Here is a 14,106-nt window from a genome sequence, read left to right on the forward strand (position 1 = left end):
GGCAATACCATTAATGTTTTTCGCTTGCCATGCTCAAGTATACGATTGTTAGCATCATGAAAATGAAGGCTTGCAATGTAATAACAAGAATGTGGAAGATAGCCCAAGGCACAGACAACGCCCACTGGATCCAGAAAGGTAACAACGCGATAAGAATGAAGATTAACTCACCCGCATACATGTTACCGAATAATCGGAGTGCCAATGAAATTGGACGTGCAAGGAATGTTACTAATTCTAGAATTAAGTTCACTGGAATCAATAACGCTTTTGCAACTGGGTTACTTGGATTAAATGGGTTAAGTGCCAATTCACCAACGAAACCGCCGATGCCTTTTTCACGAATACTATAGAACAAGATCAACGCAAATACAGACAAAGACATACCAAGGGTAATGTTAGGGTCTGTAGATGGAACAACCTTGAAGTAAACGTGGTGAGGGTCCATACCAAATACGTTTGCACCAATCAATTGAGCTGTATACGGAATCCAGTCAACAGGAATTAAGTCCATCGCATTCATGAGGAAAATCCACACGAAAATGGTCAAGGCTAAAGGTGCAATTAAACGTGATTTACCATGAAACGTATCACGAACACTTGAGTCAACAAACTCGATAATCATTTCGATTGCAGACTGGAACTTGGTAGGAACACCAGAGTTTGCAGCTTTCGCTACGCACCAGAATATCAAACAGAAAATCACACCAAGGCCAATTGACCAACCCATTGAATCCAAGTGGATAGCAGTGAACCCCATCTGTTGAGCTTCTGCACCACTTTCAGCCAATTTCCAAGTACCATCTGGCATTTTGCCATAGGTCATATTGGTCAAGTGATGCTTGATATACTCGGTCGAAGTCAGGGCATGTTCTTCAGCAGCCATAAATCACACCTGGTCAATGTCAAATAATAAATAGAGTTAACGAATATCGCGTGCTGCATGATATCTCGTTAATCCCCAAAAAAATTTTCAATTTCTGCTGCGCTTATACTCGTTTTTGTTGTCGTGCTACCCAAAAAGGTGCAATCCACGACATCGCTTGAACGAGAATAAAACCACAAAACAATGCCACCGGAGATAACGGTTTGACATTGCATAAAATTAAAATGAAACCAACGATCACAATTGCAAATTTGCCCATTAAGCCTCTATACATGTTCGAAAGAACCTGTTTTGAAGCACGCGCCCCTGCTGCTCGAAACGACTGCCAAGAAAAATAACAACTGGCAAGCCAACATATCAGTGCACCTAACGCTGCACTCAGAGCCGCAGTCGAGTCTTTCAAGACCCACGCTACCAAGGCTGAAACAGGAATCATAAACGCTTGCAAATAGACCAAAGCTTTTGCTAATCGTCGGTCAATCAAGCGACTAGTTTGGCTCATTTTTTATCCACTCACAGCATAAATGCTTGACAAGTTTAGCTGATGATCGTTTTTAATCGCAGGCATTATAGAGTTACACCCCTGAACATGCAATCTTTTCCCGACCTTAGTCGTGTTTTTTTCGATATACAGGTTGCTTTGCATATGAACAATTGTTGATTAATTTTTGCATCATTTCCGTGCATTAAGTACGCAAGCTTGTGTTTGTTGAGCCAAAGTCTGCCATGCAACCACAAAATCTTGTTGTTTAGCCAAAGTTTCGTCTACCGCTTGAAATGAAATTTCACCCAATTTTCGGTACTGACTTGGACTTGCGCTGCCTTCTGCTAGCAAGCACATTTTTTTGTAAGGTCTCGTGTCATTTAAAAACTTGATTTGAGTCACAGTCGGCGCAACATGCGGATCATCTGTCATCGCACCTGCAAATTTTAAGTTTAATGAACGTTCTAAATATTGGTAAGCATCATGATAAGCCCAGTATGGACGTGCGCTACCAGCACTGATACTTTTCTGTGAAACGCGCAGCATTTCACTGGCAAACTTCTTCGCATTATTCCAATATGCTGCTTTATTTTCTGGATGTTGTTGTGAACGTAAGGCTGCAATAAAGAAACCGATACGTACAGCATTATTTGGATCTAACCACACATGTGTATCAATCGTATCTTTCAGTGCAACACCTTTTGGACTTCTTAAAGGAAGTGCTTGAATAATACCTGAATTGAGTATTGAAATCGCTTTCGCATTCTCGCCTAAAACCTTTTCCAAAGGCGCTTCATGTTCTTTTCCCAGCCAAATCACCAATGAAGCGTCCATAATCGTTTTGCGATTATCTGGTGTAAGTTGCACATCATGCCCCGTTTGATTTCCCAAAAGCAAAACAGGCTCTTCTATGCCTTCAGTTATTTCTTTTGCAATCAAATAAATAGGATGAGTTGATACCACTAAAGGCGCTTGAGCCCAAGTGACACTAATAAATAATGCACATAAGCAAAAGGCGATAATGCGATTCATGGGAGTGTATTACCAAAAAAAATTTATGTTATAGTATAACAGAAGTTAAAAAATACCTACGCCATTCGTAAGTTGATAGAGCTTCATGTTAATATTTGCGATTCTCTTCCATTCAAATAACAAGTTTTGAGGTCTGATATGAGCTTATGTTCACACGAGCAGCATGATACTTTGCATGGTGTACACGATCATCTCAATGTAGAAGCTCGTTTATCAGAAGCAGAAAGCCTTTGTGCAACCTCAGGTGCCCGCCTTACCCCTTTGCGTAAAGAAGTACTTGAATTAATTTTGAATGCCTCAGGTCCTGTAGGTGCTTATGATCTTTTAGCCAAGATGAAAGGTGCTGCAGAACGTCCAGCTGCACCGCCTACCGTGTATAGAACCTTAGATTTTCTCTTAGAAAAAGGTTTTATTCATCGTTTAACCTCTATTAATGCTTATATCCCTTGTTGTCACCCACGTGAAGGACATCAAGCCGCATTTTTAATTTGCACTGAATGTCATACAGTGAAAGAAGCTTCAGCAAAAGGTTTAATTCAAGAATTAAACCACTTAGCCGCGTCAGATCACTTCAATGCACATCACAGTATTATTGAGATTTCAGGAATATGTCAGCAGTGCTCGAACAAAGCGTAAACTCCCCTCTCGTTCAACTGCAACAAATTAATGTCCGAATTGATGATCGTGACATTCTAAAAAATATAGATTTTTCATTACAAGAAAAAGAAATTGTCACGCTTATTGGTCCCAATGGCGCAGGCAAATCAACCCTGATCAAAGTATTATTGGGTATTTTAAAACCCAATGCGGGCAAAATTATCAGCTCAAAAAAAATTAAACTGGCGTATGTACCACAAAAATTTAATCCCTCTCATAGTCTGCCTTTAAGAGTTAAAGATCTGCTTGATCTTGAGAAATGTGATAAGGCGATTAAAGCTGAAATCATTCGAGATACTGGTATTGCCAAATTAGAGTATGCCAAAGTACAACAACTTTCAGGTGGTGAGCGTCAGCGGGTTTTGTTGGCGCGTGCTTTATTACGCCAACCCGATATTTTAGTTTTAGATGAACCTATGCAAGGTTTAGATATCCAATCTGAAGCTGAACTGTATGAATATGTGCGTAGTCTGCCACAACGCTATGGTTGCGCCATTTTAATTGTGTCTCATGATTTACAATGGGTAATGCAAGGCACTCAGCGAGTTGTCTGTTTAAATAAGCACATTTGCTGTAGTGGTTTACCTGACAGTATTCAGCAGCATCCAGAGTATCAAGCTTTGTTTGGTGATACTTTTGGAAAATACCACGCTTTTTACCAACACCATCATGACCATTGTGCACATGGTGACTCTGCCAAAACTTGTGAACATGGCCCACATCCACACATTCACCCAGAACCGGAAGCTTAAACCATGATGGAATGGTTAGAATTACTGTTACCTGCATGGATTATGGGAACACTTTTAGTGTTTCTAACAGCTCCGCTAGGTTGTTTGATGCTTTGGCGCAGAATGTCTTTTTTTGCTGACACGATGGCTCATGGTACCTTGCTTGGTGTTGCGTTAGCTGCTGTTTTAACTTTACCGCTTTGGGTCGGTGTTACCTTTACTGCGATCCTCTTGGTGGCTGTACTTTGGGTTTTACATGACCCGCGTTTACCCAATGATGCCTTACTTGCATTATGTGCTGCGACCTTACTTTGTTCTGGTCTACTGTTAATTCAACATTTACCTGCATTACGTCCTGAATTATTAAGTTATTTATTTGGCGATTTATTAACAATTGAGTGGTCAGACCTACCGATTTTTGCAACTGTGATTATTGTTGCTTTAGCTGTCCTCTACCGTTACTGGCAAGCACAAATTCAAATTGCGATTGATCCAGATATTGCAGTAAGTGAAGGCGTAAACGCCAAATGGCAGCGCTTAATTTTTATGTTGTTATTGGCTTTATTCACCGTACTCGCTTTACGTGCCGTTGGTTCGTTATTGATGGGTGCGTTATTGGTTATTCCTGCACTGGCTTCGCGTCTTATTTCTCATTCACCGAAACAAATGGTGATTGGCGCGTTTGTGATTGCTCAAATTGGTGTGACTGTGGGGTTATGGTCAAGTGCAGCCCTGAACATCTCTACAGGGCTAAGCATCGTATTAACCATGTCTTTGCTGTTTGCTGTGATTTTCTGTGTAATGAAAGTAAGAAAGATGGCTTGATGGATCAATTCCATCTTTAGCCGCACTCAATATTTAAACTATGCTTTTTAACGAAACATATAACCCATATACAGCAATGACAATCAGAATTAACCCGCAAAGCCCTAATATTTTTGGATAAATTTGACTTTTAGAAAGCTTATTAAACGACAGATAGACCAAAGATAACGTGAGAAAATCTAAAATAATCCATGTCACGACTAAGATAACCAGACTGGTATTTATATCAGCATGAATATGAATAAACTGCGGAAAAAATGATGAAAAGAAAATGATATCTTTAGGATTTGAGATACCCACTAAAAAGCCTTTGCTGAGACCACCATCCACAGGCGACAACATCGTATTGAGTTGATGCTCCTGTTGGGATAACACTTCTTTTAGAATTCCATAACCTAGATAGGCAATATAAAGACATCCTAAAACTTTAATAATCAAGAAAAGGGTTTCATTGACACTAAACATACCTTTTAAAATTAAAATAGAGGCTGTGATAAGTACCAAAGAAGCCAAATTTGTCCCAATAATGGTCAGTAAAGACTGTCGGTAGCCACCTTTTAAACCTGCACTTGCAACCAAGATCATGACTGGACCAGGCGTTGCAATCATGATAATCACACTAATGGCATACAGATAAAATTCTAAATAATTCAAAGTAACCTCGAAACAATGGCTTATTTATAGGGTCAAATCTCTAATATTATATGACTCAGTTAATCGCCTATGTTGTTATTGGTGAACCAGGCTTAATAAGCCAGCAGCACAACTAAACAATACAGCAAAGGTACGGTTCATATATTTTTGTTGTTTTGGTGATTTTAATAGTCTTAACACTTTGGCTGCCAATCCCGTATAACCAGCCATGACAATCAAATCAATGGTGATCATGGTCGCTGCCATAATCAAATACTGAATCCATTGTGGTTTAGACAAGTCTAGAAACTGTGGCAAAACAGCAAGTAAAAAGACGATGGCTTTTGGATTACTGATATTGACAATAAAGCCATATAAGATCAGCTTGGGAATAGATTTTGTCGGTTGCTCAGTTGGGATATCTATCGACTGTGTTTTCGTTGTCCATTGTATGTAGGCTAAATACAATAAATATAAAATCCCAAACCATTTCACCACGAAAAACGCCAGCGGTGTGGTTGCAAACAACACCCCAACCCCTGCTGCGACAATCGCAATTTGAACCAACAATGCCAGTTGTAAACCGATTGCATTCCAATAACCACGGCGAAAACCATAATTTAGACCGCTCGACATAGACGCGATCGCACCCGCACCAGGTGAAATACTGATCACCCAGCACGCCAACATATAGGCAAACCAGACTTGATACGACATAACAAAAGGATAGAAAACTTTTAACACGCTATTATAGCGGTTTTAAAACAATACATTTCGATTAATTTAATTGGTAAAAAGTATAAGACTTTACTATTCAGCTGTTGCTTGATCATGCACAATAAGAGGATTGATAAATAAAAATTGAGGAGCCATCACCATATGACAGCCCAATCTGTAATTCTACCTTTACCTTCTAATCATGCTCGTTTCATTGTTTTAAATTTAAAAAATCTGTCTATTGATGGTTTAAAAGAACAACTCAATGCGTTGTTAAGTACACGTGATCGCCTAATCACTCAACATCCTGATGCTGAAATTAAAACATCTATTGCTTTTGGTCCTGAACTTTGGGCAAAACTTTATCATACAACTCCTGAAGGGTTTAAGCAGTTAGAACCGATTCAAGGCGCATTTAAGATGCCAGTGGTTCCTGCTGATGTACTCATTCATATTGCGTCTGCACGTACAGATATTTGCTTTGCGCTTAGCCAATCCTTTTTTGATGGTATCCAAAATCAAGTTGAGGTTCTGGATGAACGGGTGTGCTTCCGTTATCTCGACGGTCGTGACTTGACTGGTTTTATTGATGGTACTGAAAATCCTCAATTCCCTGATGATCGTGCGGAGACTGCGTTATTAGGTGAAGATTCAGGTATTTTTGAAGATGGTTCTTTTATTTTTGCACAACGTTATGTACACGAGCTTGAAAAGTGGAAACGTTTAAAAGTTGATGCACAGGAAAATGTGATTGGTCGTTCTAAATTAGAAAGTATAGAGATGGACGATGAACACAAACCTAAAAATGCCCATATTGCTCGTGTTGTCATTGAAGATAATGAAGGCGAAGAATTAGAAATCCTACGCCACTCTCTTCCTTATGGCGATGGTCAAGGCGAGCAAGGTCTATTTTTTATTGCCTATACCAAAGACTTAACCCGTATTGATCGTATGCTAGTCAATATGTTTGGTACTCAAGGCGATGGGATTCATGACCGTTTACTGCACTTTGTAACACCTATGGATGGTGCTTATTTCTTTGCACCGAATGAAGAAGTGTTGGAAGAGATTTTGGAAGAGTGATTTTTCTATTTTAAATCACTACCTTAAATTCGCTTGCAAACGAAGTTTGCAAGCGAATTTAAATCTAGCTACTCATGATTACTCATCACAATCAGACATATTAAATCCTTTCCGTTCTAAATGAATCCCTTGTATTTCGCCATTTATTACATCAAAAATCAAAATATGATTTTTCTGGTCTTTATCAAAAATTGTATACGTAAAATCTTGTTGAGAATCACCCGATCCTTCACTATTTACTTTTTTTATTTCAAAGTCTTTAAAATTGCTCACTATATTATCAGCCTTCATTCCATTACTAATATTTTTTGTTGTATAGATACTTTTATTATCATATTTGACTAATATGCTAACCAGCTTTCCATCATGAAAAACATATGAAACAGCATCATCTGGATTAAAAAAAGTTAAACAGCTTCCTAAAGTATTTTTTAAAAATTTATTTGAAGAAAAATCAGTCTCAGAATATGCACTACCAATTGAATAAGCTTTACCTTGGAAATTTAACGAATTAAAATCCAAAAAATTCTTCACATCTTGGCTTTTATTAACATGACTACAAGAGCTTAAAAAAGCCAATAAAACAATACAAACAAACCTCATATTATTCATCCTTATTAAATGTGACGGCTAAGCCTTGTAAATGGAGATGGTTATTATGCCTTGGATTAGTCCATTCAGAACATCTTGGTAATATATATCCTTTATTAAGCTTATACTTATTAACCAAATGATTAGGATAATATTCACTCAACATGTTTTTTGTCTTGCCCCAACCAAATGATATCAAAATATTAACAAACCGTAATGATGCATCATGATCATATTGCGCCATTTCAAAGTTAACACCTACTGCATTATTTCTATCCACTCTGATGTAACCAATATCACCGACTTCCCCATTCAAATGAGAACTACTTTTTCCAGGTGAACCATTTTTATCACTAAATCCACTAAACCGAACTTTTTCTCCAAAGTTACAAACTGCTCCAATATATGCAGCAAATGCTTCTGTTGATAACCAAAATCTATGCTGCTCTTGAGAGTCATTACGAATTGAAATATTTAAATTTCCTATTTTCTTTTCCCATGTATTATTAGGTTTAGAAGCAGTATCACCAAAAATCTCCCTAATGTTCACTAAATAACTTGTCCCAGAACCTTTTTTTCCTTTTTTCGACCATCTATCTGCTTTATAAATTTTACTTTTTCCAATTAAAACAGGCTGATTATTCACTACATAATAATAGGCAGCATAACCTGAAGCAGCCTTGTTTGTACGATCAATTGTTCCATTCGAATAAATTACATAATTCGTAGTATCACTTGTAGTAGCAGCTTGATCACTTACAGTCGTTAATGGTTTTCCTCCATTTTCAGTATAAGTATTGTTTTGTTTGGCTTGGATCTTTTGACTAGCCTCAGTCTTTGCTTTCTCTGCTTCTTGCTTAGCCTTATTTTCCTGAATTTCTTTCTGTTTTTGCTTATTTTTCAAATCTTCAGCTTGCTTTTGTTTTGCATCAGCAATTTCATATAATTTTGATGCCTGAACAGCATTCCCATTAACAGTGAAAGTTGTTGTTGGGCTTGCTTTTTCGACCCTACTTAAGACCAAGCTTTTTCCTTTTATACCAAAACCAAAAACGAAGCCTGTTAACATTCGAACATTAATTATTCCTTGGTTATTGGTTCTTTTAGGAATTTCTCTTCCTCTATAAAAAATACTAAATAGTGTATTTGGAACAGGCTTGCCATCTTGCATCACTAAAATATTAAAAGCGTATACAGGAAGATTTACTTTAACAGTTTTATTCTTTAATTCACCACTAACCCTAAAATGATGTATTACCTGTTTTTGCCCACTCCCTTCTACAGAGACTTCAATATCTTGCCCTTCCTCGGCTACAACTCCTTGCTTTACACCACCACCATCAGCTGTATGTTTTTTAATATTACCTTTATAAGTAAGAAAAAAATTCATATTTGAAATTGGTTTACCTGAATCACCTTCTACAATTTGAATACTAAAGTTAACATCTTTTGATGCTATCGTTGATTCAGTTTCTGAGGCATTAGAAGATTGCGCCTGTTCGTTTCTTATGTCTTGAGGTGTTTTATTAACTTGCGGTCTTGGTTGAGGCGTATTATCTTTCTCTAGAGTTGCTGGATGGTTTGTAATGTTAAAATCACTTAAAATAGCTTTTTGCTTCTCATTGGCTTTTTGAATAATACTATTTGATTCTTTTCCATCAGCGATGATTTTTATTTCCGTATTTGGATGCCTAACAATAACAGGTAAGTTACCATTTTCATCACTCTTAAGCTTAACCTTTGTTTCACCAGAAAAACCTTTTCCTGTGTAATTGGAAACAATAGTAACCTCTTTATTTGCTAATATATTTTTATTCTTATCTGTTAAACTGACATAAATTTTTCTATTACAGCATTGTTCTAAATCAAAACTCCCGAAGTCTTCAATATATCTCTTAATATGCGTTTTGTTCCCGTCAATTTGTTTTTGTCCCTTAAACTTTGGAATTTCTAAAAATGCACCTAATCCACCTATTCCAACAAGGTGCATGCCAGCGATTGCACCAGATTCTGTAATTTCTACACCTTGAATAGTTCTACCAAAATGCTCATTAAAATTATTATTTCTAAGTTGATTACATAAATATTTAATCCATTCTTTAATTATTTCATATTGGGCTTGAGGATTCTTTAAAAAATCAGATTTTGAATTTATATTTCTTTTCCCTGACCATTTACCAACCCAATTATTCGAAGAAAATTGATTTTTCCAATTTTTATATATAGTTGATTTTTTATCAACACCTTTGATATCTGCGTAAGATATTCCTTTGTCTCCTAAATAATACCCTAAATCATATAGCCCTTCTTCTCCCCATTGAAACAACCCCAAAAAACCAGGGCCATTCACAATACCAGCAGCCTTTATATTTATCGGATGGTTTAAAGGCAACAAAAGGTTTGATGAAGATTCCAAAAAACTAACAGCCTCGATAAAACCGGCTAAATTAGTATCAAAAGTTTTATTTCCTTCTTTAAAGCTAATTGTTTTTCTCACAATCAATCCTCTTTATACCAATCATCCGATTTATAAGTACTCATACTCACTGATGTATTATTTTTCAAATAACTGTTTAAAACAGTTTTTGCTTCTTCATACGCCCCAGTTTTTGCACATTTTAAACTTACTCCTGCAGTTTCTCCGTCTCTTAAAGGAGATATCACTTTTCTAAAATAGGAGAATGCACTTTTATCATTATATGCAATCCATATATCATCCTTATCTTGTTTATAATAAGCTTGATAAATATAATAATTTTTTTTATTGTATGATACTTTAGAGCAGTTTCCAGTTGACATCCACTGACTATTTTTAGGCTTTAAACTTAATTGATCCAATAGTTGTAAGCGGTTTTTAGTGGCATTGTTTTTGCCGAAATCCCAAATATTCTCACACTCAACCTCACCTAAAACCTTGATAGATGCAGTAGGCTCTTGCCAGTACTTCATACACTCTTTAGCACTTTCAGCATATAAATTCATGCTATTAAGCAGAATATATGAACCTATCATTATCTTTACTATCTTCATTATTAAATCAACCCTTACACCCAAAACTTTCAAAATCTGTTTTTAAATCACTGTCTTCATTGCACTCTTCAGCATCATGACTGTGGCTATGACTATGTTCATCATCACCTCCACAACACGCCTCTTCTGAACCTGGCCCATCAATAATCTTTTCTTCAATCAGTAGCAATTTATCTGTATCATCATTGTTTAAACCTAATAGCATTACTTCAACTTCATCAGGATTTTCACTAAATATTCTTTCAGTTCGAGCGTTCTCATCTAAGAAACCAACGTATTCTGTTTTTTTAGCGTGATTAATAACTTTATATTTAAACCCTTCTTTTAAAAGCTCGGAAGAAATCAAATCTTTAAAATCAAAACGTCGACTAAATATTCCACTCTCAGGCATTTTAGGTAACTGCGCATTTACAGTTGCCCCACTGGTAAACAACTGTTGCCCCGATTTCACTTCAAACTTTCCACCAGTTTTAATAAAGACACCACTACCATTAACCACAAGCTGAGTCCCACCTGCTTTTAAGTCAATTTCTTTAGAACTGGTCAGCTCAATCTTATCTTCAGTCGCGATCAGTTTAATCACTTTCTTCGCAATGATTTCAATCAAGTCATCCTGCGCCTGAACTTTGATCGGACCCTTTGCAGCAAATGCACTTAAACCTTTCTGTGCTGCAAACAAGCTGATCTTATCTTGTGCATGACCGACAATATTCTTCTGTGCACTCAAATTAATTGAGCCTTGCGCACTTTCAGCAATATCTTGTGAAGCTTGTAAGACAATGTCTTCTGGGGTTGTCAGTGCAATCCCATTGGGTGAAGCCAGTAACATCAATGCCTGACGAAAGATCTTACCTTGCTCTTGTTTGGCACTATCACCACTATTTTCTAAGTCTTTTGTATAACTCTCCATAAAGCCCTGTAAGGAGCCTAAAGCCTGCATCGGATTCACATCCAATTTACTGCCTTTATTAAAAGTTCCACAAACACTGGTTAAATCAAAATCCTTAATTTCAACATTGGCAATTACCTTACCCACGTCTTTTAAAGCGGATAACGGTTCTGAATCAAACTTGTCCTTTAAACTGGTTAATTTTCCTTTTAAAACATCCGAACCATGTTCTTCAATATTTTCAATAAAACTCTTTAAGTTCTCAATCGACTCTTTGGAATCATTAAAAAAGTCTTTAAATTCATCTACAATATTCTTGGTATCTTTACCAAATTTCTGGATGTCCTCAATAAAATCACCACTGTTTTTCAGTGCTGAAATTGGATCACTACCCACAGCATTTTTAAATAAACCCACGGTTGCCTGTAAAGCCTGATTTGCACCTTTTAGTTCTAAAGAATTAATCAGTTTCGGCAAACGATTGACAACATTCAAGGCATCCGTTTGTTGTTTGACTGCTATTTCACTCAGCACTTTCATACTTTCTGCACCTTGATTTAACAAGGACTGCGCTTGTGCTGCTTCTAAGTGGTCTGCAATCGCATTTTCTTGGGCATACGTCGTGATAAGCATGCCTTTGCCTGCACGCATGGCACCATAAGCATCGGTTCTTAACTCAAAACCTTCGCCACGCCCATTGCTGGTTTCCTTATCTTTCGGGTGACTTAAGTTCCCGAGATTAAGTTGTGTCGCTGCATGACTACTTTGTAGCTGTGTGCTGATTTGGCCTGTGGTGTCATCAAATCGTAGCTGGTTAAAACCTGATCCACCCACTTCCGATGAGCGAATACCGCTTAATTTTTTGGTATCAGGCAACTGGCCTTTGATATCAAACATGGTTTGATGACGTTCTGCTTCATGTAAACGTCCCATCACAAATGGACGGTCGACATTGCCATCAAAGAAATCAATAACTACGATTTCACCAATTCGTGGGTGGAATCTTGTGCCATAACCTTCTCCGGCCCAAGAGGTCAATACATCAACCCAAGCTGAGTCTGTATCATTGTCATTGGAGCCTGCACCACCATCATGACTATTGTCATCGGTACGGGTGAAGAGGAAACGAACTTTAATCCGCCCCCATTGATCGACATAAATCGTTTCGCCTTGCGGGCCAACCACTTTGGCACGTTGTGGAAATGCAGAAGGTCTATGTGCTAAAGGGTTATACTCAGGAACGATCGGAATTCTACGGCGCACCAAGGACAACTCATTGGCTTGACGCTGGTCTTTAATTAAATGATTCCAGTAATTTAAATTAAGCAGCTTGGATAACTGATCTTGTAACTCTTTGGGTAAGTTATTTTGATTGTAAAAAGTCTTACCTAAGATTAAGAACTCACGATCCGAACCATCATGTTGATCAATTTCAGGGTGTTCTCTTAATTCAAACCAATAGCCAACTTGCGCATCACGCACTGAACTGGTTGCGGTAAAATATTTGGACTGTAATTCTTGGTATTGTGTTAGTTGGGTATTTAATTTATCAACTTGGGCTGAACTGGAAACTGTGGTTTGGTCTTCGCCATTGAGATCACTGGTCCAAGCTGGGCTAATTGTCCAAGCCTGCTCTAAACTTAAAGTTTCATTGTCTTGTTGATCACTATGTTGGTGATTACTTAACTGGCTATCGCCCTGATCTTGTAAAAGGTTATCCGCTTGCCAACGTTGTACTTGTATTGCTGTTGATTGAATTGAGCGCTGGGCAATGAGGCTGGTGATCGTGTCAAAGCGTTCTGTTGCATGACTGCGATGGAAACGAATACTTCGTCTAGGCATTGCCTCATATTGCGTATTGTCATCAATGAGACGTAATTTCTGTGCCTGAATCTGCGTTGCCGAAATAGGCACAATTCGTACAGATTCATCAACTAACCAGTTAATACCTTCACTGCGCCACAAGCGAGTTAAAAACTCATAATCCGTTTCATTGGCTTGCATTACAAAAGGACGGATATCGTATTGTTTTTTTAAACCACTACTGTCCAGACTTAAACTGGCAGAAAATAAGGCACTTTTCGCTTGCCACTCTTTAAATAAGATTTCCGATATTTCCAGAACACTTTTGTTCATAAAAACACGGCTATTACGACGCTTATGCCAAAGACTGGTTGCATCTTCAAGCGTTAATTTATAAACGCTTAACGCCCCATCACTCTGCCCTTGGCTTGCCCCTGTTATAATTCCAGTGGTTCGGTACAATTCACCAAAATCGGTGACTTGATCAACTGCAACCTGACACCCGATAAACTGTTTTAAAGCAATATGCGCATTGGTTGAAAGGCAGAGTAATTCTGCCTTTAAGCCTTGATTAATCTGTTGTTGCCCCTGAATGCATTGCAAGAATACACTGCTGTTTAAGGCTTGATTTGAGAATTGAACGTGGATCGCTCGTGTTTGTAGTCCCAAGCCAAAGCTTTCAAGTAAGGTCGTAATATTTTTCAGCATTTTAGTTATTGATATTTAATTACAAGTATCGTCATTT

General features: G+C 37.6%; 13 protein-coding genes. 4 read left to right on the plus strand and 9 right to left on the minus strand.

What is annotated here, in order from left to right:
- Positions 1-10 precede the first annotated feature (10 nt).
- The 3 genes from atpB to FY049_RS18620 all read right to left on the minus strand — a co-directional run bounded on the left by atpB (position 11) and on the right by FY049_RS18620 (position 2,402).
- Entirely contained in the window at positions 11-886 is an 876-nt protein-coding gene (gene atpB / locus FY049_RS18610) for a F0F1 ATP synthase subunit A (protein WP_004723427.1), read from the minus strand.
- Between the two features lie 103 nt (positions 887-989).
- Entirely contained in the window at positions 990-1,388 is a 399-nt protein-coding gene (locus FY049_RS18615; protein WP_004723429.1) for an ATP synthase subunit I, read from the minus strand.
- Positions 1,389-1,559: 171 nt separating this feature from the next.
- Positions 1,560-2,402 (minus strand): metal ABC transporter solute-binding protein, Zn/Mn family, encoded by an 843-nt coding sequence (locus FY049_RS18620; protein WP_056518357.1) that lies wholly within the window; start codon positions 2,400-2,402, stop codon positions 1,560-1,562.
- 138 nt (positions 2,403-2,540) lie between these two features.
- Between FY049_RS18620 and FY049_RS18625 the strand changes: the two genes are divergently transcribed.
- Genes FY049_RS18625 through znuB form a run of 3 tightly spaced genes read left to right on the plus strand, consistent with a single transcriptional unit; the run spans position 2,541 to position 4,615 of the window.
- Entirely contained in the window at positions 2,541-3,038 is a 498-nt protein-coding gene (locus FY049_RS18625; RefSeq protein WP_004723431.1) for a transcriptional repressor, read from the plus strand.
- Positions 3,011-3,811, plus strand: coding sequence for a zinc ABC transporter ATP-binding protein ZnuC (znuC, locus tag FY049_RS18630; RefSeq protein ID WP_004723434.1), 801 nt, complete (start codon positions 3,011-3,013; stop codon positions 3,809-3,811). Before FY049_RS18625 ends, znuC begins: the two co-directional genes overlap by 28 nt.
- Positions 3,812-3,814: 3 nt before the next feature.
- The gene (gene znuB / locus FY049_RS18635) at positions 3,815-4,615 is read left to right on the plus strand and encodes a zinc ABC transporter permease subunit ZnuB (RefSeq protein WP_056518353.1); all 801 of its coding nucleotides are present in this window, start codon (positions 3,815-3,817) and stop codon (positions 4,613-4,615) included.
- A 33-nt stretch (positions 4,616-4,648) separates the two neighbouring features.
- Here znuB and FY049_RS18640 read toward each other — a convergent pair whose 3' ends face one another.
- Together FY049_RS18640 and FY049_RS18645 are read right to left on the minus strand one after the other, a co-directional pair.
- Complete coding sequence (locus tag FY049_RS18640; protein ID WP_105714225.1) at positions 4,649-5,269, minus strand: LysE family translocator; 621 nt, start codon at positions 5,267-5,269, stop codon at positions 4,649-4,651.
- A gap of 75 nt (positions 5,270-5,344) precedes the next feature.
- On the minus strand, positions 5,345-5,965 hold the full coding sequence (locus tag FY049_RS18645) for a LysE family transporter (RefSeq protein ID WP_446084154.1): 621 nt from the start codon (positions 5,963-5,965) through the stop codon (positions 5,345-5,347).
- Positions 5,966-6,127: 162 nt separating this feature from the next.
- Between FY049_RS18645 and FY049_RS18650 the strand changes: the two genes are divergently transcribed.
- On the plus strand, positions 6,128-7,048 hold the full coding sequence (locus FY049_RS18650; RefSeq protein WP_446084155.1) for a Dyp-type peroxidase: 921 nt from the start codon (positions 6,128-6,130) through the stop codon (positions 7,046-7,048).
- A gap of 78 nt (positions 7,049-7,126) precedes the next feature.
- Here FY049_RS18650 and FY049_RS18655 read toward each other — a convergent pair whose 3' ends face one another.
- Genes FY049_RS18655 through FY049_RS18670 form a run of 4 tightly spaced genes read right to left on the minus strand, consistent with a single transcriptional unit; the run spans position 7,127 to position 14,069 of the window.
- Complete coding sequence (locus FY049_RS18655) at positions 7,127-7,651, minus strand: hypothetical protein (protein ID WP_446084156.1); 525 nt, start codon at positions 7,649-7,651, stop codon at positions 7,127-7,129.
- A 1-nt stretch (position 7,652) separates the two neighbouring features.
- Positions 7,653-10,136 (minus strand): cell envelope integrity protein TolA, encoded by a 2,484-nt coding sequence (locus FY049_RS18660; RefSeq protein WP_446084157.1) that lies wholly within the window; start codon positions 10,134-10,136, stop codon positions 7,653-7,655.
- A gap of 2 nt (positions 10,137-10,138) precedes the next feature.
- A complete protein-coding gene (locus FY049_RS18665; RefSeq protein WP_446084158.1) occupies positions 10,139-10,621 on the minus strand; it encodes a hypothetical protein in 483 nt (160 codons plus the stop codon).
- 55 nt (positions 10,622-10,676) lie between these two features.
- Positions 10,677-14,069: a type VI secretion system Vgr family protein gene (locus FY049_RS18670; RefSeq protein ID WP_446084159.1), complete on the minus strand. Its 3,393-nt coding sequence runs from the start codon at positions 14,067-14,069 to the stop codon at positions 10,677-10,679.
- Positions 14,070-14,106 lie beyond the last annotated feature (37 nt).

Source organism: Acinetobacter sp. 1125_18A (assembly GCF_052824985.1).

Bases quoted from the DNA above. Each gene is read 5' to 3' on its own strand.
- atpB (WP_004723427.1), bottom strand. From the start codon at position 886: ATGGCTGCTGAAGAACATGCCCTGACTTCGACCGAGTATATCAAGCAT.
- FY049_RS18615 (WP_004723429.1), bottom strand. From the start codon at position 1,388: ATGAGCCAAACTAGTCGCTTGATTGACCGACGATTAGCAAAAGCTTTG.
- FY049_RS18620 (WP_056518357.1), bottom strand. From the start codon at position 2,402: ATGAATCGCATTATCGCCTTTTGCTTATGTGCATTATTTATTAGTGTC.
- FY049_RS18625 (WP_004723431.1), top strand. From the start codon at position 2,541: ATGAGCTTATGTTCACACGAGCAGCATGATACTTTGCATGGTGTACAC.
- znuC (WP_004723434.1), top strand. From the start codon at position 3,011: ATGTCAGCAGTGCTCGAACAAAGCGTAAACTCCCCTCTCGTTCAACTG.
- znuB (WP_056518353.1), top strand. From the start codon at position 3,815: ATGATGGAATGGTTAGAATTACTGTTACCTGCATGGATTATGGGAACA.
- FY049_RS18645 (WP_446084154.1), bottom strand. From the start codon at position 5,965: ATGTCGTATCAAGTCTGGTTTGCCTATATGTTGGCGTGCTGGGTGATC.
- FY049_RS18650 (WP_446084155.1), top strand. From the start codon at position 6,128: ATGACAGCCCAATCTGTAATTCTACCTTTACCTTCTAATCATGCTCGT.
- FY049_RS18655 (WP_446084156.1), bottom strand. From the start codon at position 7,651: ATGAGGTTTGTTTGTATTGTTTTATTGGCTTTTTTAAGCTCTTGTAGT.
- FY049_RS18665 (WP_446084158.1), bottom strand. From the start codon at position 10,621: ATGAATTTATATGCTGAAAGTGCTAAAGAGTGTATGAAGTACTGGCAA.
- FY049_RS18670 (WP_446084159.1), bottom strand. From the start codon at position 14,069: ATGCTGAAAAATATTACGACCTTACTTGAAAGCTTTGGCTTGGGACTA.